This is a genomic window from Pseudomonas putida, assembly GCA_041879295.1.
GTDB lineage: Bacteria > Pseudomonadota > Gammaproteobacteria > Pseudomonadales > Pseudomonadaceae > Aquipseudomonas > Aquipseudomonas putida_Y.
Window position 1 is genome coordinate 2,437,816 of sequence record CP047152.1, and the last position, 17,379, is coordinate 2,455,194.

16 protein-coding genes are annotated in these 17,379 nt (G+C 61.0%); 5 read left to right on the plus strand and 11 right to left on the minus strand.

The window, feature by feature from the left end; translation table 11 throughout:
* Positions 1–20: 20 nt before the first annotated feature.
* From GST84_10965 to GST84_10990, 6 genes are read right to left on the minus strand one after another with little or no spacing between them, the layout of a single operon-like run.
* Complete coding sequence (locus GST84_10965) at positions 21–392, minus strand: RidA family protein (protein XGB12862.1); 372 nt, start codon at positions 390–392, stop codon at positions 21–23.
* A gap of 27 nt (positions 393–419) precedes the next feature.
* Positions 420–1,115, minus strand: a complete 696-nt coding sequence (locus GST84_10970) for a DUF3726 domain-containing protein (protein XGB12863.1) — start codon at positions 1,113–1,115, stop codon at positions 420–422.
* Between the two features lie 2 nt (positions 1,116–1,117).
* The gene (locus GST84_10975) at positions 1,118–2,812 is read right to left on the minus strand and encodes a hypothetical protein (protein ID XGB12864.1); all 1,695 of its coding nucleotides are present in this window, start codon (positions 2,810–2,812) and stop codon (positions 1,118–1,120) included.
* 26 nt (positions 2,813–2,838) lie between these two features.
* On the minus strand, positions 2,839–4,389 hold the full coding sequence (locus tag GST84_10980; GenBank protein XGB12865.1) for a BCCT family transporter: 1,551 nt from the start codon (positions 4,387–4,389) through the stop codon (positions 2,839–2,841).
* Between the two features lie 55 nt (positions 4,390–4,444).
* Positions 4,445–5,431 carry a membrane dipeptidase gene (locus tag GST84_10985; GenBank protein ID XGB12866.1) on the minus strand — a complete coding sequence of 329 codons (987 nt, stop codon included), beginning with the start codon at positions 5,429–5,431 and terminating at the stop codon, positions 4,445–4,447.
* Between the two features lie 13 nt (positions 5,432–5,444).
* Positions 5,445–6,887 carry an aldehyde dehydrogenase family protein gene (locus tag GST84_10990; protein ID XGB12867.1) on the minus strand — a complete coding sequence of 481 codons (1,443 nt, stop codon included), beginning with the start codon at positions 6,885–6,887 and terminating at the stop codon, positions 5,445–5,447.
* A 95-nt stretch (positions 6,888–6,982) separates the two neighbouring features.
* Between GST84_10990 and GST84_10995 the strand changes: the two genes are divergently transcribed.
* Positions 6,983–7,870 (plus strand): LysR family transcriptional regulator, encoded by an 888-nt coding sequence (locus GST84_10995; GenBank protein XGB12868.1) that lies wholly within the window; start codon positions 6,983–6,985, stop codon positions 7,868–7,870.
* Between the two features lie 66 nt (positions 7,871–7,936).
* Here GST84_10995 and GST84_11000 read toward each other — a convergent pair whose 3' ends face one another.
* The 4 genes from GST84_11000 to GST84_11015 all read right to left on the minus strand — a co-directional run bounded on the left by GST84_11000 (position 7,937) and on the right by GST84_11015 (position 11,544).
* Entirely contained in the window at positions 7,937–8,866 is a 930-nt protein-coding gene (locus GST84_11000) for a LysR family transcriptional regulator (GenBank protein ID XGB12869.1), read from the minus strand.
* 98 nt (positions 8,867–8,964) lie between these two features.
* On the minus strand, positions 8,965–9,474 hold the full coding sequence (locus tag GST84_11005) for a flavin reductase (protein ID XGB12870.1): 510 nt from the start codon (positions 9,472–9,474) through the stop codon (positions 8,965–8,967).
* Positions 9,475–9,499: 25 nt separating this feature from the next.
* The gene (locus GST84_11010) at positions 9,500–10,534 is read right to left on the minus strand and encodes a methionine synthase (GenBank protein ID XGB12871.1); all 1,035 of its coding nucleotides are present in this window, start codon (positions 10,532–10,534) and stop codon (positions 9,500–9,502) included.
* 26 nt (positions 10,535–10,560) lie between these two features.
* Positions 10,561–11,544 carry a DUF1852 family protein gene (locus GST84_11015; protein ID XGB12872.1) on the minus strand — a complete coding sequence of 328 codons (984 nt, stop codon included), beginning with the start codon at positions 11,542–11,544 and terminating at the stop codon, positions 10,561–10,563.
* Positions 11,545–11,775: 231 nt separating this feature from the next.
* Between GST84_11015 and GST84_11020 the strand changes: the two genes are divergently transcribed.
* The gene (locus GST84_11020; protein ID XGB12873.1) at positions 11,776–12,276 is read left to right on the plus strand and encodes a redoxin family protein; all 501 of its coding nucleotides are present in this window, start codon (positions 11,776–11,778) and stop codon (positions 12,274–12,276) included.
* Positions 12,277–12,362: 86 nt separating this feature from the next.
* Positions 12,363–13,301 (plus strand): LysR family transcriptional regulator, encoded by a 939-nt coding sequence (locus GST84_11025; GenBank protein ID XGB12874.1) that lies wholly within the window; start codon positions 12,363–12,365, stop codon positions 13,299–13,301.
* Here the strand turns inward: GST84_11025 and GST84_11030 are convergent.
* Positions 13,278–14,408 (minus strand): porin, encoded by a 1,131-nt coding sequence (locus tag GST84_11030; protein XGB12875.1) that lies wholly within the window; start codon positions 14,406–14,408, stop codon positions 13,278–13,280. The two genes, GST84_11025 and GST84_11030, sit on opposite strands and share 24 nt — an antisense overlap.
* A gap of 373 nt (positions 14,409–14,781) precedes the next feature.
* Between GST84_11030 and GST84_11035 the strand changes: the two genes are divergently transcribed.
* A complete protein-coding gene (locus tag GST84_11035; protein XGB12876.1) occupies positions 14,782–16,083 on the plus strand; it encodes an MFS transporter in 1,302 nt (433 codons plus the stop codon).
* A 1-nt stretch (position 16,084) separates the two neighbouring features.
* The gene (locus GST84_11040) at positions 16,085–17,269 is read left to right on the plus strand and encodes an amidohydrolase (protein XGB12877.1); all 1,185 of its coding nucleotides are present in this window, start codon (positions 16,085–16,087) and stop codon (positions 17,267–17,269) included.
* The last annotated feature ends 110 nt before the right edge of the window (positions 17,270–17,379 follow it).

The window sequence follows — 17,379 nt, forward strand, 5'->3', positions numbered from 1 at the left end:
AGGCGAGCGCCTTCAGGCCCTCAGAGGCAGGCGTAGACCACCAGCTCCACCAGCATTTCTTCCCGGGCGAGGCCCGCCACCACTACGGCCGCGCGGTTGGGGTAGGGCGCCTGGAAATACTCGGCGTACACAGCATTTACAGTTGCCAAATAGCGGCGGTCGGTCACGTAGATCAGTACCTGGGTCACGGCATCCAGCGAGCTGCCAGCGGCTTCCAGGGTGTGGCGCAGGTTGTCCAGTGTCTGGCGGGTCTGTGCCTCGATGCCGCCGGCAACCACCTGGCCCTGCGTATCGATTGGGATCTGCGCAGTGTACAACGTACCGTTGCCGACGACCGCCCATTCCAGTGGCGCCCTGGAGGCGAACAGCTCGGTCTTTATCGCATGCTTCATGGGTTGTTTCCTCAGTGGCAAGGGTTTTCAGTCGGCGTCGCTGCCGCCGCCTGCACCGTGGCGACGTGAGGCATCGGTGCTCTCGACAAGGATGTGTTCGGCCAGCTGCCTGAGCCTTTGCCAGGTATGTTCGTTGACTGTAAAACCTTGCTGCAGTGTGCGCTGCGGGTCGGTTATTGCCTGGGCTGTCTGGCCTGCTCGGGTGAACAGCACCGTTACGTCTTGCGCGGCCGCTTCAATGGCCTGGGGCCGGGTTTCACTGCTCAGTTCCGGGCGCGGCATGCCGGCGGTAAAATCGGCCAGGTGGCATTGGCGGGCGTCCTCCCAGCGGGCTTGCACGTGCAGCCCCTGCACAGCTGCCCGGCTCAGGTAGCCCAGCAACAGCAAACGGTTGTGACAGTGGCGTATGCGCAGTTCGGCCTGACCACAGCGCATGGCCTTGGCTGCCACCAGTTCCACCACCGTGGCGGCGCAGCGCAACACGCTCTGGCCCTTGGCGTCGATCACCAGCAGGGCGTTATCCTCATGGCACAAGGCGTATGGCCGTGCAGCTTCGGCTTGCAGATAACGCAACGCCTTTTCCAGTGCACCGACGCCATCGAGCCCCTGCAGTTGCAACCAGCCCACGAGTTCGGCGGCATCCTCGCAGTCGCCCGGGGCGAAGCCCATGCCTTCGAATGCCTTGCGGCACATCACCTGTATTTCGTTAAGCGATACGCGCATGGTCAAAGCTCCCTTTGCGGCATGACTGCGAAATTCCAGTCGTCTGCGAACGGCTGACCGATGTCGCTGACCAGCGGCGCGCCCTGGAACAGCGTGATACGCACCCAGCGGCTTGACTTGGGGTCGAATTTCCCCGCGCCGAAAAATGCCAGTTTGCAGCGCAGCAGGTGAATCGGCAGCATGTCCCGGGCCAGCAGATTGGCACGGATTTCACCGAAGTTTGTTTTTGCCATGCCTTGCAGGCGGCGTACCGCGCCCTTGAACCTCGGTTGGGCGATCAGGAAGTGAGCGGTCAGCGCCTGAGGCTGCCGTTGCAGGTGCTCCAGCAGCGCGCCATGGCACTGCTGGATATTGCGGGCAATACCCAGCTGCATTTCTTTTTCGGCCCCTGGCTCCTCTGCGCGAATGCCCAGGCGCGGCTCTTCTTTTTCAGCTGAGCGGTACCAGAAGAAGTGCTCCGCATCGGCAGCACTGAAGTCGTAGCGCAACGCCCAGCCATACTGCTGCTCGATGAGCTGGCGCAGTTGCCCAAGGGGCATCTGGGCGTCCAGCTGCCAGCTTTCGTTGACCCCCATGTGCTCGGCCAGGGGCGTGACCTGCTCGGGGTACAGCTCCAGCAGCAGGCTGACCAGAAGCTCCTGGCAGCCCACCCCCGTGTGTAATTGCGCCCAGGCCAGCAGGCGCGGCCAAAGGCCCGCGCCGTCGGCTTGCGTGCCAAGCCAGGTGGCCAGTAAAGCAAGCTCGGCCAAGGTTTGCAGGTTCTGCTCATGCTGGCGCTGGTCTTCGGTCCGGGACTGGCTCAGGTGCAACTGGGCGCGCGCCAGCAATTGCTGCAGGCGCGCCAACGGGGCGGGCTCCGCCGGCTGCGCCAGCACCAGGGCCAGGGCCGTTTCCCGCGTACTGATCCAGTGCTCCACCAGTTGAGGGTGGTTGATCAGAAAAGGGGCCATTCCCAGCCCGGTCGCGTTGCCGACCCCCAGGTAGCGCTGTAGCGCCGGGGCCAGTTGCACTGCCCGCTGCGGGGCGAGTGCCTGGGCCATGTGGTTGATCTGCTCGATGCTGAAGTGACGCAGCAGGTAGACGGTGAACATCTGCGCGCTGAACGGCTGGTTGAAGTCCGGGTTATCTTGCAGGCAACCAAAATCGGCGATGCCGAACTTGCCGTTACCGTAAACCGCGGTGGTGCGATACAGGTAGCCGACTTCAGCCAGTTGCTGTGGATCGGGCTGGCGACCTTCTGCCAGCGCTGCCAGAAACCGGTCGAAATTGCGCAAGCTACGGTTGGCCCGCGACAACACCAGCACGCGTGCATCGAAGCGGCCGGCTTCCTGCAGCGGCACGTTGCGTTGCAGGTCGGCCAGTTGTGCCGAGTCGACATCGCCGGCCACCAGCACGAAGCTGACGTCCCACTGGTCGGCGATGACCCGATCGCTGCGCTTTTCCGGCGGCAGGTAGGCCGAGAAGATCACGCAGTGGTAATGGCCGTTCGGCGTTTCGATGCGGTAGATCGCAGTGCCGAAGCCTTGGCCATCGAGGTCGAAACAGCTGCGCCGGATTTGCCAGCGCTGTTGCATCATCCGCCGCATGCTGCTGCGCACGAAGCTTAGCGGGCTCTGGAAGTGGCTACCCAGCCGGGCCAGGTCCATGACTTGGCTGGCAGGGCGCAACGCGGGTATTGCAGGCACGCTGTTGGGCATTGTTGTTGTACCTGGATGGATCATGTTCAGACGCCTTGTTCACGGGCCATGTGTCGAGCGATGCGCACGGCATCCCACAGGGCTGGCAGGATCACCAGCGACACCGGCACCGCGGTGATGACAATGAAGGATTGCAGGGCCGTCACACCGCCTGCGCCAATGGTGATCAGTACCACCGCCGCCAGGCCCATGCCGATTGCCCAGAAACCGCGCAACCACTTCTTCGGTTTATCGTCGCTGGACATCGCCAGCGCCACGGTGAAGGCCATGGCGTCGCCATTGGTGGCCACCGAGATGAAACTCAGGAACAGGAACAGCGCGCTGACAAGGCCACCCAGTGGCAGGTTCTGCGTCACTCCCAGCAGCAGGTCTTCAGGCTTGGCGCCATGGGCGGTGACGCTGCCTGGCGTTTGCAGCTCCAGGCCGATCCCGGTACCGCCTACCACGGTGAACCAGAACATGGTCACCAGCGGTGCGATGATCGACAGCGTCATGATGATCTCGCGGATGGTGCGGCCCCGCGAGATCCACGCGACGTACAGTGCCACCATGGGCGCGTAGCCGATGAACCAGCCCCAGTAGAACACCGTCCACCAGTCCAGCCATTTGGGGTCGGCGCGGAACATCGTCAGGGGGATGAAGTGCTCCACGTGCAGGGCAAAGGCCGCCGGGAAACCGCCGAGGATGAACAGCGTCGGTCCGAATACCACCATGAACAGTGCCAGGCCGATCATCAACCAGACGTTGATCTCGCTGACAAAGCGGATGCCTTTGAGGCCCACCAGGCACGAGACAGTGTACATCGCGGTGACCAGGACAATGGTCAGCGACTGGGTGACGATAGTGTTGGGCAACCCCCAGGCGGCGTGCATGGCGCTGCTGATCTGCAGGCCAAGGAAACCGATCGGACCGATGGTGCCGGCCACTACCGCGATGATCGAGGCAGCGTCGGCCAAGGTGCCGATCGGGCCCTTGAGCGCTCGCTTGCCGAACAGGGGGTAGAGCAGGGTACGCGGCGCCAGCGGAAGGCCTTTATCGTAATGCAGGTGCATCAGCACGATCGCCAGCAGGCTACCCAGCACGGCCCAGGCCAGGAAACCCCAGTGCACGAACGATTGCGCCAGTGCCGCGGTGGCCGCTGCTTCGCTGTGCGGTTGCAGGCCGGCGAAGAAGGGCGGTGGGCTGGCAAAGTGCATCAAGGGTTCGGCAGCGGCCCAGAAGGCGCCACCACCTGCCAGCAAGGCGCACATGATCACTGCGATCCAGTTGAAGGTGCTGACGTCCGGGCGCTGGGTGACCCCGCCCAGGCGTACACGCCCGCATCTGGAAAAACCGATGAACAGGCTGACGGCGAAGGTTGCCAGCATCAGCACTTGCCAATAGAGGCCAAAGGCCTTTGTCGACCAGGCGAACAGGGTATTGACCAGCGCCGACACGGTGTCGATGTCGATCAGTGCCGCCAGCAGGAAGGCGCCGAGGAATCCGCCGCTGATCAGGAACAACGGCCAGTCGATATCGCGTGCCATAGGCAGGCCCATGGCCTGGCCGTCGGCCTGCAAGGTGGTTGGGTTTTTCATGAAACCTCCGGAACCTGCGATTGTTTTTATTGTTGATGCTGTCCGTGCAAAGGGTTCAGGCCTGTGCCGTGGTGGCGGTCTCCAGCAGGCGCAACCAGTTCAGCCCCATGATGTTGCCCACGTCTTGCTCGGCAAAGCCGCGGGCGCGCAGGCCCTGGGCGATGTTGCGGAAGTCGCGGCTGTCGCGGAACCACTGCAAGGGCGCCGGCCAGTTGGCGTTGTCCCTGGAGCCTTCGCCGTAGTCCTTGTCCTTGCTCCAGCGGCCGTTGCGCATCCATTCCAGCACCGACAAGGGTTGCGCCTGGCACAGGTCGGTGCCGATGCCGATATGCTCCACACCCATCAGGTCGGCGGTGCGCGCGACCATGTCGCAGAAACTTTCCAGGCTACAGTCCGAGGCACCCTTGAGATGGAACGGGTAGGTGCTGAACCCCAGCAGCCCGCCGGACTCTGCGATCCCGCGTAGCACCGCATCGGACTTGTTGCGCTTGGCGGCGTGGAAGCTGGCAGGGTTGGCGTGGGAGATGATCACCGGTCGGCTCGACAGTTCGATGGCCTCAAGCGTGCTTCGCTCGGCGCTGTGAGACATGTCGATGAGCATGCCGACGCGGTTCATTTCGGCGATCACCTGGCGGCCGAAGCGGCTGATGCCGTTGTCCTCGCGCTCATAGCAGCCGCTGGCCAGCAGGCTTTGGTTGTTGTAGGTCAGCTGCATGACGAGCACCCCGAGCTGGCGGAAAACCTCTACCAGGGCAATGTCGTCCTCGATCGGCGAGCAGTTCTGGAAGCCGAAGAAGATACCCACCCGGCCCTCCTCGTGGGCCAGGCGGATGTCGCTGGCCGTACGCACCGGGCGGATCAGCTCGGGCCATGTCTCGAAGCGGCGGTTCCACTCGCCCAGGCGCGACAGGGTTTCGCGGGCGTTTTCGTGGTAGGCGATGGTGGCGTGCACCGCGCTCAGGCCACCGGCCTGCATCTGCTGGAATATTTCCTGGCTCCAGTTGGAGTACTGCAGGCCATCGATCATTAAAAGGTCGTGCATGGCATGTATTCCTTCAGGGCCGCAGGTAGGTGGTCTTGACCACGGTGTAGAAGTCGCGAGCGTATTGCCCCTGTTCCCGGGGACCGAAACTCGAGGCTTTACGGCCCCCGAATGGCACGTGGTAGTCGGTCCCGGCGGTGGGCAGATTGACCATCACGCAGCCGGTCTGGGCGCGGCGCTTGAAGTGGCTGGCGTGGCGCAGCGACTGGGTGATGATCCCGGCTGTGAGGCCGTACTCGGTATCATTGAGCGTGGCCAGCGCCTCTTCAAAATCGCGCACGCGGATCACGCAGGCGATGGGGCCGAACACTTCCTCGCGGTTGATGCGCATGTCGTTGCGGCTGTTGATGAACAGGGCAGGGCGCATGTAGTAGCCATCGGAGGCCAGTTGCAGGCGCTCGCCACCTTCGATCAGGGTGGCGCCTTCGGCCTGGGCCAGTTGCAGGTAGGCCAGGTTCTGTTCCAGCTGGCGCGCGTCAGCTACCGGGCCGATCTGTACGCCAGCCTCCAATGCATGGCCGACCTTGAGCTGGCGCATGCGCAGGCGCAGCGCCTCGACGAAGCGGTCGTGGATGCCGTCGCAGACGATCAGCCGTGACGACGCAGTGCATTTCTGCCCAGTGCCAAAGAAGGCCCCGTTGAGCGCGCATTCCACGGCCAGTTCGAGGTCGGCGTCGTCCATGACTACCAGGGCATTCTTGCTACCCATTTCCAGTTGGCAGCGCACCAGGTTACCGGCGGTGGCAACCGCTACGCGTCGGCCCGTCTGCAGAGAACCGGTGAACGTCAGGGCATCGATCTCGGCGGACTGGATCAGGGCCTCGCCGACGTCAGCACCGCTGCCCATCACCAGGTTGAAGGTGCCGCTAGGCAGGCCCTGACGGCTGATGATCTCGGTGAGCGCCCAGGCACTGGCCGGCACCAGGTTGGCCGGCTTGAACACCACGGCGTTGCCGAAGGCCAAGGCCGGGGCGATTTTCCAGGCAGCGGTGGCCATGGGGAAGTTCCATGGGGTAATGATGCCCACCACACCCACCGGTTCGCGATGCACTTCGATGTCGACCCCTGGGCGCACCGAGGCGGCAGTCTCGCCCATCTGGCGCAGCACTTCGGCGGCGTAGTAATGGAAGAACTGGCCGCTGCGGTTGACCTCGCCGATGCCTTCGGCCAAGGGTTTGCCTTCTTCTCGCGACAGCAGTTCGCCGAGTTCTTCCTTGCGGGCGATCAACTCGTCGCCGATGGCCATCAGCACTTGTTGGCGGCTTTCCAGAGCACTGGCAGCCCACAGGGGTTGAGCGGCGCGGGCGGCCTGGATGGCCTGGCGGGCCTGTTCGGCGCTTGCTTGATGGTACTGGCCGATCAGGTCGCCAGTGTCCGAGGGGCTGTAGTTGCCCAAAGTGGCGTGGCCTTCACACCACTGGCCATCGATGTAGTTGTTGTAGGTCTTGTGTGACATGGATGAACGCCTCCGTTTGCATGGCATTCATCATGCGAGCAATATGCAGCAAATAAAAATTAATAAAAAAAATGCTTTGATAAGGAATGCTAACCATGTTGCCCGAGCTGAAAATCGCGCAGTTGCGTTACTTCGTACTGGTCGCCGAACATAAGAGTTTCCACGCGGCCGCCCGCCAGGCCTTTCGCACCCAGCCTGCGATATCCCTGGCCCTGCGTGAACTGGAGCAGAAGCTGGGGCAGGCACTGGTCGAAAAGGGCGGTGGTCGGGTAGAGCTGACGCCATTTGGCGAGCATTGCCTCCCGTTGTTTCGTGGCTTGATGGAGCACCATGACCGTATTGCCCGTGAAGTCATGCTGTTTGCCCGGCATGAAATTGGCCAGGTCAGTATCGCCACCGTGCCTTCTGTGGCCAGCCGAATGCTGCCAGGGCCGCTGGCCCGCTTCGTGGCCGCGCACCCCAATGTGCAGGTCAGCATTCAGGACGGTACGGCCGAACGTGTGCAGCAGTTGCTCGCTCAAGGGCAAGTGGATTTCGGCATCAGCAGCCTGTGGGTGGACGATGACCAGCTTGAATTCGCCCCCATCGTGAATGATCAGGTTGGCGTGGTGTGCCGCAGCGACCACCCGCTGGCGCAGGCGGGGGGGCAGCTGCATTGGGCGCAGTTGCTGGGCGTGCCGATGATCCGCAACGGTACCTCGCAATTACTGGCGGGTACCGAGGCCGAGGGTTTGCTGGCCGATAGCCGGCTGTTCATTTCCAACATGATTTCGTTGATCGCCATGCTGGAGGAGGGGGTAGGGATCAGTACCTTGCCGTACCTCGCTTTTCCGCAGGAGAACGAAAAACTGGCGTTCGTACCTCTTGTGGAGCCCAAGGTAGAACGGCATATCGGCATGCTCACCCGCAAAGGGCGCAGCTTGTCACCTGTGGCGGGGGCACTGATGGCGTTTCTGCAAGTGCAATTGGCGAAGGCTAGCTGATTCGTTGGCCGTAGGGGCATGGCGCGCCATGGCCGGCACAGAGGTTCGCAAACGCACGCCCGGCTTTCAGAGAACCGGGCCTGAAGGCACGCTGACACCTGCCAGCGTGGTGAACGAGATGTCCTTGGCCGTCAGCAGAAAATCACTCACGTACGGCACCTCCAGCATGTCACTGCGCAGTGCCGCATAGAGGTTTGCTTGCAGGCCGTGTTCGCCAAGGCGCTTGGCGGTTACATAGCCGCGCGAACTGTATTCGTGCACGGCCCAGTTGGGCAGGCAGCAGACGCCGCGCCCGGACGCAACCAGTTGCATCATCATCACGGTCAGTTCTGAAGTGCGTACTTGTGCGGGCTCGACGTCGGCGGGGTCGAGGAAGCGGGTGAAGATGTCCAGGCGGGTGCGTTCGATCGGGTAGGTGATCAGTGTCTGGCTGGCGATATCGGCGGGCTCCAGGTACGGCTTGTGGCGCATGGCGTGGTGGTTGTCGATGGCCAGCAGCGCCTCGTAGCTGAACAACGGCACGTAGCTGATACCTGGCAGTGTCACTGGGTCGGAGGTCACCACCAGGTCCAGGTCGCCGCGCTCCAGGGCTGGCAGTGGCGCGAAGGAAAAGCCGGAGGCGAGGTCCAGTTCCACTTCAGGCCAGGCGCTGCGGAACTCATCCACTGAAGGCATCAACCACTGGTAGCAACTGTGGCACTCGATGGCGATGTGCAGCCGTCCGGCGCAGCCGCCGGCCAGTTTGCCCAGGTCCCGTTCGGTATTGCGGATCTGAGGCAGCACCTGATCGGCCAGCTGCAGCAGCTTCAGCCCCGCGCTGGTGAAGCGCACCGGCCTGGATTTGCGCACGAACAGAGGCATGCCGATGCGCTCTTCCATATCGCGGAACTGGTGCGACAGGGCTGATTGTGTCAGGTGCAGTCGCTCGGCGGCCTCGTGCAGGCTGTCGGTTTCACGCAGCGCGTGGAGAGTTCGCAGGTGGCGTAAATCGATCATGAGTAAAATGGCGGATCAACGCAGTAATGGCGGGTTTTCTTCACTGCTGCATGATCCTGACAATTCCTTTGATGGGTTTTCCGTGAGTGGGGTGAGGCTCAAGCCGCGTGAGGCGCGGCGAGGTTGCAGTACTGCCCCTTGAAATACAGCAGCGGCTGCGTGGCAGCAGTGGCCTGCAGGTTCAACGCTTTGACTTCGCCAATCACGATCAGGTGGTCCCCGGCGGCATGTTCGGCGTGAATTTCGCAATCAAGCCAGTGCAGGCTGCCGGCAATGATCGGGTTGCCCAACGGCGATGCTTGCCATTCGACGCCGTGCCACTTGTTGGCGCCGCGCCGTGCAAACTGGTTGGAAATGCCGACCTGCTCACCTGACAGGATGTTGACCGTGAAGCGCCCAGCCTGGCGAATTTTCGGGTAGCTGGCCGAACTGGACATCACACTGAATGACACCAGCGGCGGGCTCATCGATACGCTGTAGAACGACTGGCAGGTGAAGCCGATCGGCTCACCTTCATGGTGCGATGTAATCACCGTGATGCCGGAGGCGTAGTGCCCGAGTGCCTGGCGAAAAGTCGACGGCTCGATCGCCGTACCGGAAAGCAACATGGTAGGTCCTGTGGCTGCATTCATTTCAGCGTGCGTTAGCGAGTTCCTGACGGACGATGGCCGCGCCTGCACTCAACGCCTTGAGCTTGCCGCTGGCTACCTGGCGAGGCAGGGGCGCCATGCCGCAGTTGGTGCAAGGGTAGAGCTTGTCGGCATCGACGAATTGCAGTGCCTTGCGCAGGGTGGCGGCGACCTGTTCGGGTGTTTCAATGACATGGGTGGCCACATCGATGGCGCCGACCATGACTTTCTTGCCGCGAATCAGCTCGAGCAGGTCCATCGGAACATGCGAGTTATGGCATTCCAGCGAAATGATATCGATGCTGGACTGCTGCAGTTTGGGGAAGGCCTGTTCATATTGCCGCCATTCTGAACCGAGGGTCTTTTTCCAGTCGGTGTTGGCTTTGATGCCATAGCCATAACAAATATGGACGGCCGTTTCGCACTTGAGGCCCTCGATGGCCCTTTCCAGGGTAGCCACGCCCCAGTCATTCACGTCGTCAAAGAAAACATTGAATGCCGGTTCGTCGAACTGAATGATGTCCACGCCCGCGGCTTCCAGTTCTCTGGCTTCCTGGTTGAGAATCTTGGCGAATTCCCAGGCCAGTTTCTCGCGGCTTTTGTAGTGGTTGTCATACAGTGTGTCGATCATGGTCATGGGGCCGGGCAGCGCCCACTTTATCGGCTGTGTGGTGTGCTGGCGCAAGAATTTGGCATCTTCGACAAACACCGGTTTTTGTCGAGCGACAGCACCCACCACCGTCGGTACGCTCGCATCGTAGCGATCACGGATTCTGACGGTTTTCCGTTGTTCGAAATCAACACCGCTGAGGTGCTCGATAAACGTGGTGACAAAGTGCTGGCGGGTTTGTTCGCCGTCACTGACGATGTCGATACCGGCGTGTTGTTGTTCTTGCAAGGCCAGGCGCAAGGCATCCTGTTTACCTTCGATCAGTTGCTCTTCTTGCAACTTCCACGGTGACCAAAGTGTTTCGGGTTGAGCAAGCCAGGCGGGTTTAGGCAGGCTGCCGGCCGTGGAGGTGGGTAGCAATGTGTTCATGAACAGTGACCTTGTGCTTTGAATGTTCAACGTGGGTATTGAGCGGACCATTGCGCTAGTGTGGCCTGGTAGGGTTTGACAAATTGCTCCTCGGCAAATTTGCCCTGCTCGATTGCTAGGCGGCTGCGCTCTTCCCGGTCGTAGACAATGCGCGTGAGCGAGTAGTCCTGGTTGTTCAGGCTGGGCTGGTAGGCCTTGCCTGCAGGCGAATTGGCGTTGTAGATCTCGGGGCGGTAGATCTTCTGGAAGGTGTCCATGGTGCTGATGGTGCTGATCAGCTCAAGGTCGGTGTAGTCAGCGAGCAAGTCACCGGCAAAATAAAACGCCAGCGGGGCGACGCTGTTCGGCGGCATGAAATAGCGCACCTTCAAGCCCATTTTCTTGAAGTATTCATCTGTCAGCGAGTATTCATCCTGCTGGTATTCAACACCTAGCACAGGGTGCTGATTTTCGGTGCGCAGGTAAGTCCTGCTGCTCGATACGCTCAGGCAGATAACCGGTGGTTTGCTGAAATGCTCCTGGTAGGTTTGCGAGTTGACGAAGCATTTGAACAGGTTGCCGTGCAGCTCGCCGAAATGATCAGGTGTGCTGAAGGTCGACCGATGCTTGTTATGCTCAAGTAACAGTACGCTGAAGTCGTAATCGCGCACGTACGAGGAGAAGTTATTGCCTACCATGCCTTCGAGGCGAGTATTGTTCTTGCGGTCGACAATATAGGTTTTCAATATTTCGATCAGTGGCAGGGCATTGCCGTACTGCGCGCTTTCAAGGTTCATTTCCACCGATATGATGTCCAGCTCTACGCGGTAACGATCATGTTCGGGGTTGTCCCAGTGCGCCAGCGCATTGAAACGGTTATTGATCATCGTCAGGGTATTGCGCAGGTTCTGCTGGCGGTTTGCACCCCGTGCCAAATTGGCGAAGTTGGTCGTGATGCGGGTGTTTTCGGCGGGGCGATAATGTTCGTCGAACGCAATGCGCTTGACGGTGAATGTTGGCGCTTTATTCATGGTGACGGCTTCCAGATGCCTGGGTGTGAGCAACCCAGTGCTTGTCAGTTGCGTAGGCTGAGTCGTTCACAGCGTAATCTTGATGTGTTTGATTGAGGCGTATCCTAGGCGGGGCGCTGCATGAATGATATTGAAGTTATTTCACAGATTTTTTAGCCCTGCTCATGATGCGTTGCCTGGTCGAGTGCGGCATCATGGCCGCCTGGCCTTCACCTCACCCAGGAGACAGCGATGATCAAAACCGGCGATCAACTGCCCGACATTACCCTTTATCAATACAACAACGACGCAGGCGCCTGCGCGATCGGTCCGAATGCCTTTTCCATTCGCGAGCGTTGCAAGCGCAAGAAGGTGCTCATCTTCGCGTTGCCGGGTGCATTCACGCCTACGTGCTCTGAACGTCATGTTCCCGGTTATGTAACGGCGGCCCCTGCGTTGTTTGCGGCTGGCATTGACGAAATCCTGTGCATCTCGGTGAACGATGCCTTTGTCATGAACGCCTGGGGCAATAGCTTGCAGGTCGGGGACGCGGTGAAAATGATCGGCGATGGTAATGGCGAATTCAGCGAGGCGCTTGGCCTTACCCAGGACCTTTCGGCACGCGGTTTGGGGCGGCGCTCGCAGCGGTATGCGATGTTGGTCGACGACCAGATAGTCAAGTACATTGCGGTTGAAAGCCCCGGCAAGTTCGAGGTCAGCGATGCGGCCAGCATGCTGGCTGTGTTGCGTTAGCCATACCTTTCAGGCCTTGCCGACAACGACTGTCAGGGCTGCCAGAACACCTTTCGAACCGGCCGCTAACAACAAGGTACAGACGGTTGAAACTTCACCAACTCCGGGCGCTGGTCGCCATTCATAACGCAGGAAGCATCCTCGAAGCCTCCAAGCTCATGCACATTACTCAGCCCGCACTGAGCCGTTCGATCAAGGAGCTGGAGCGAGAGGTGGGGTTTACCCTGTTGCAGCGGTCGCACAAAGGCATGGCCCTTACCGACGAAGGCAAGCGTGTCATCCGCCATGCCAACCTCGTGGTAGAGAGCATACGCCGCCTGCAGATCGAAGCGGCGAGCATTCAGGATGCGGCGCTGGGCGCCGTGTCGATCGGGGTTACGTCGTTGACGGCGATGCTCGATGGCGTCGATGAAAGCATTCTGGCCTTTCGGCGCAAGTACCCGCGGGTGAAGATCACCATCACCGACTTGCGCCCCAGTCAGATCCTGCAGCGCTTGCGCGATGGCAGCCTGGACTTTGCCATTACTTCGCAGCAACCGCTGAGTCGGCTGAACCTGGACTGGGAGGCACTGGGCAGTATCAAGGGCACGGTGATTTGCCATGCGTCGAATCAGCAGAAGTTCAGCCAGTCACTGCGCACCTTGCAATACGCACCTTGGATCAGCCTGGACGAGTTGTCCGACCAGGCTTCGCAGTTTCACCAATTGTTCGAAGCCAACGGCCTTCGGGTGCCGCAGAACACCGTTGAATGTACGTCAGTGATGATGGCGCTGAAGCTGTTGAAGAACACTGAATCGTTGATGACCATCAGCGAACTGGCGGTGGACCAAGGGTTTACCTACGGTATCGATTGCGAGTTCGTAGCCATGGCGGTGCAGGAGTTGATTCCGGATTACCCCATCAACCTGGTCTGCATTGACCGCCACAGCCTCACGGCACCTGCCCAGGAGCTGTTCCACAGCTTGCGCGGGCAGGTGCTCAAGCAGACCCGCCCCGTGGTTTCAGAAGTGGTAGTACATGCCTAGCGAGACGTTGCCTGGGTTATCGCCAGCCTGCTCCACCGGGGTGCCGGCGTAGGTGACCGACGAGGCGCGTTGGTTGGCGATCATGCCGAGGCGTCCATAAATGGCCCAGCGGGGGTTGATGAAGTGGTCATAGCCGATCATCACACCCCAGGCGTCCTTGTCGCGGGCGCTGACCTGGCGTTGCATCACCGCCAGGCGCAGCACGTCCAGTTCGCCCACCGGCGTCATCATGCCGAATGTGTACAGTGTGGTGCTGGGTGTGCCGGCCTGGTCCACGTCCTGGCGTTGCCAGGTGAGGCTGGTGGCCAGCGGGCCGAAATCGTAGAACGCCGACAGGCTCTTGAAATCGTTGGCGGTCTGGCGTGAGACGCCGCCGTCGTCCCATGGGTCGCTGTAGTAGCGGTTGTAGGAGGCCAGCGCAATCACCCGGCTGTTGCGGTATTGCAGCCGGGCGCCACCGCCACGCACGGTGCGCCCCGAGCTGGCGGCATCGTCGAAGCCGAAGCTTAGCGCGGTACCGAGGCTGAAGCCGCTGAGGGTCGGGCTGGTGTAGGCCAGGGTGTGCTTGGGGCGCAGGTCAAGGTAGAAGGCGCCCTTGCCGGCGGCAGGCAGGGCCAGGTAGGTGTAAGGCGAGCCATAGGTGGCCAGGAACGGGTCGGCATAGGTGGGCGTGCCCATGCTGTAGGTCTTGCCGAACTCGAGCTTGCCCAGGGTGCGCGAGCGTAGGGCGACTGTTGCCAGGCGCAGGTTACCGACGGTGTCCCAGGTGCCCTCCAGGGCCTCGCCATTGAGGTTGAAGCCCTCCTCGACGTCAAGTTCCACGACGGTATCGGGGCCAAGCCCCTTGCGCGCGTACAGCCCGAGCTTGTTGGTCCAGGCGCCGCCACCGGCCAGCTTGGAACCCGTGTGGTGCTGCGAATCGTGATAGCTGGCGAATGCATCCACGGTGCCGTAAACCTTGAGCTTGTCATCGAAGCCGTGATCCAGCCCGTAGTAACCAAAACCCGGTGCTATCCGAGCGATCGTCGGAAAACCCTCTGCCTGTGCCTGCGCAGCAAGGCAAGCCCCTTGGATCATCAACAGCAACGACGTAGTGCGAGTGTTCATTCACGACTCCTGGCCAGCACAGTGATGTGGTGGCGCTAGCGTCGGTGAACAGAACGTTGCAGCGTGATTGCTTATTCGGTCAGGTCATGCCGTTTGGTTAATCAAGGACCGGCGCGGCATGTGGATTGGCGAGCGCATCCGCTTTAGACGGGCTTCGAACAAGCGTCAACGCTGCGCTACGGCTGCTGATTTGTGGGCGTTTTTGGGGCCGCGTGCGGAGCAAGGGCGAACTGTGCGCCAGCGCAGGGCAATTTGGCCAACGATCGTTCCGGTTAATTAACCATTGGTTATCCCTATGCCGAAACTGCAAGTGTATTGAGTGCCCGATTGGCTGATATTCGCTGCACGCCGCGATTTGCCAACGGAGATAACAATGATCAGACCGCTCCCCACATCGCCGAGCCTGCAAAAGGGTGCGCATTCAGCCGCGCAGGTATCGTCCTCCCGTAAAACCTTGATCGCCTGCTCCCTGGGCAATGCGCTGGAAATGTACGACTTCACGATCTACAGCTTCTTCGCTGTACTGATCGGCAAGCATTTCTTTCCCTCCGACTCGGCAATGGCGTCATTGTTGATGTCGCTGGCCACCTTTGGTGTCGGTTTTCTGATGCGTCCGGTCGGGGCGATGGTCATCGGTCGCTATGCTGACCGGCATGGACGCAAGGCAGCTTTGAGCCTGACCATCGGGCTGATGACCCTGGGCACCGCAATGATTGCCTTTGCGCCCACGTATTCACAGATCGGGATTTTCGCCACGCTGTTGCTGGTGACCGGCCGGCTCATCCAGGGCATGTCGGCTGGCGGGGAGGTCGGTACCGCGTCAGTGTTCCTGATGGAATCCAGTGCGGTCGGCAATCGCTGCCAGAGCGTCAGCTGGCAGGCCGCCAGCCAGGGCTATGCCGCCTTGGTGGGGGCCGGCTTTGGCCTGGCCCTCAGCCAGTTGCTCGACCCCGCGGCGCTGGAAAGCTGGGGATGGCGCATACCGTTCATTTTTGGCCTGCTGATCGGGCCGGTCGGTTGGTATATACGCACGCGTTTGCCGGAAACTCATGAGGCCGCACCGGCGCAGAAGGGGGAGCAGGGGCTGGATGCCGAACTGCTCAAACGCATCGCCCAAGGCATCGGCCTGATGGCCAGCTCGACCATTGGCATGTACCTGTTCGTGTTCTACATGCCGACCTACCTGACCACGGCCTTGCATTACCCACCCGGCAGCGCCATGGCGATTGCCTGTATCAGTAGCGGCTGCATGGCAGTCATCTGCCCGTTGGCCGGCAAATTCGCCGACAAGTATCAGCTCAGAAAACGCCTGCTGGTGTGGACGGTCGCCGCGCCGGTGGTGTTGACCCTGCCAGTGTTCTATCTGCTTGGGCACGTGCAGCACATGGGCCTGGCCATGATGGGCGTGGCGATCCTGATCTTGCCGACCTGTATCGGTGCCGGTGCGTTCTTCGCGCTGATCATGGAGGGCTTCCCGAAAGCCAGGCGGTCCTTCGGCACCTCGGTCAGCTACAGCCTGGGTGTGACCTTGTTCGGTGGCTTTTCGCCGTTGGTGGCCACCTGGTTGATTGCAGCGCTGGGCACGCCGTTGGCGCCTGCCTACTTTTTGCTGGCCGGCGGTGTTGTAAGCCTGGCCTGCCTCAGGTACTTCCCCGAAAACAAAGGATGCGAGTGATATGGGTATTTTGCAGAGCAATCAAACACCGGGCTCAGCCGCCGAGCTGGAAGAGTTCGTCATGCTGCGCCGGCAGATCCACGCTGCGCCGGAAATTGGCGGCGACACCCCGGATACGGCGGCCCTGGTAGCCGACAAGCTGCAAGCTTTGGGCTACGAAGCGCATCGCAATGTGGGCGGGCATGGTGTGGTCGGCGTGCTGAAAGTGGGGGACAACCCGCGCAGCATCGGTTTGCGTGCAGACATGGACGCACTGCCCATGGGCGAAAAGAATGCGTTTGCGCATGCCAGCAAGATCCCCGGCCGCATGCATGCCTGTGGCCATGACGGGCATACCGCGATCCTGCTGGCAGCCGCTGCGCAACTGGCGGCTACACGCCAGTTCAACGGCACGTTGAACGTGATATTCCAGCCCGACGAGGAAGGCCTGGCGGGGGCCAAGGCGATGATCGACGACGGCCTGTTCGAGCGCTTTCCGTGCGACTCGGTGTATGCGCTGCATAACATGCCCGGCCTGCCGGTGGGCACTTGCGTGGTGCAGGCGGGGCCAACCATGGCGTCCTCCGAGCGTGTCAGCATTCGGATTACCGGCAAAGGCGGGCATGGGGCGATGCCGGAACTGTCGGTAGACCCGGTGATGGCGTTGAACAGCCTGATCAGTGGTATCCAGACCATCAAGTCGCGCAACCTCAGCGTCGAGGACTACGCCGTGATCAGCATCGGCATGATCCAGGCCGGCACTGTCTACAACATCATCCCTGACGAGGCCTGCATGTTGCTGAGCGTGCGCACCGACACGGCCCAGACCCAGCAGAAGATCAACAGCCGCATTGACGCCCTGGCCAAGGGGCACGCTGAAAGCTTTGGCGTGGAGATCGACGTGCAATTCACCCAACTGGCGCCCGCCTTGTGCAACAGCGATGACGAAAGTGCGTTGCTGCGTGAAAGCCTGAGGCCGTTGTTCGCCGACGGCGCGCTGCTGGACAAGATGCCCAAGAAGGTCATGGGCACCGAAGACTTTGCCTACATGTTGCAGGCGCGGCCTGGCTGTTACTTCATGCTGGGCAATGGCACGGGCGAGTTCCATGGTTGCTCGGTGCATAACCCCCACTACGATTTCAATGATGCGTTGGTGAAGATTGGCGCTGATTGTTGGGTGAAGTGGGTTCAGGACTATCTGCGTTGACCCTGCGTCATCTGCGCTGGAATGGTCTACGCTCTCAGCCGAAGCGCGTCGTTACAGGCTTCATCCCGATATCGTCGCTCTGGCGATTCACACCGACGGACCATGCTCGG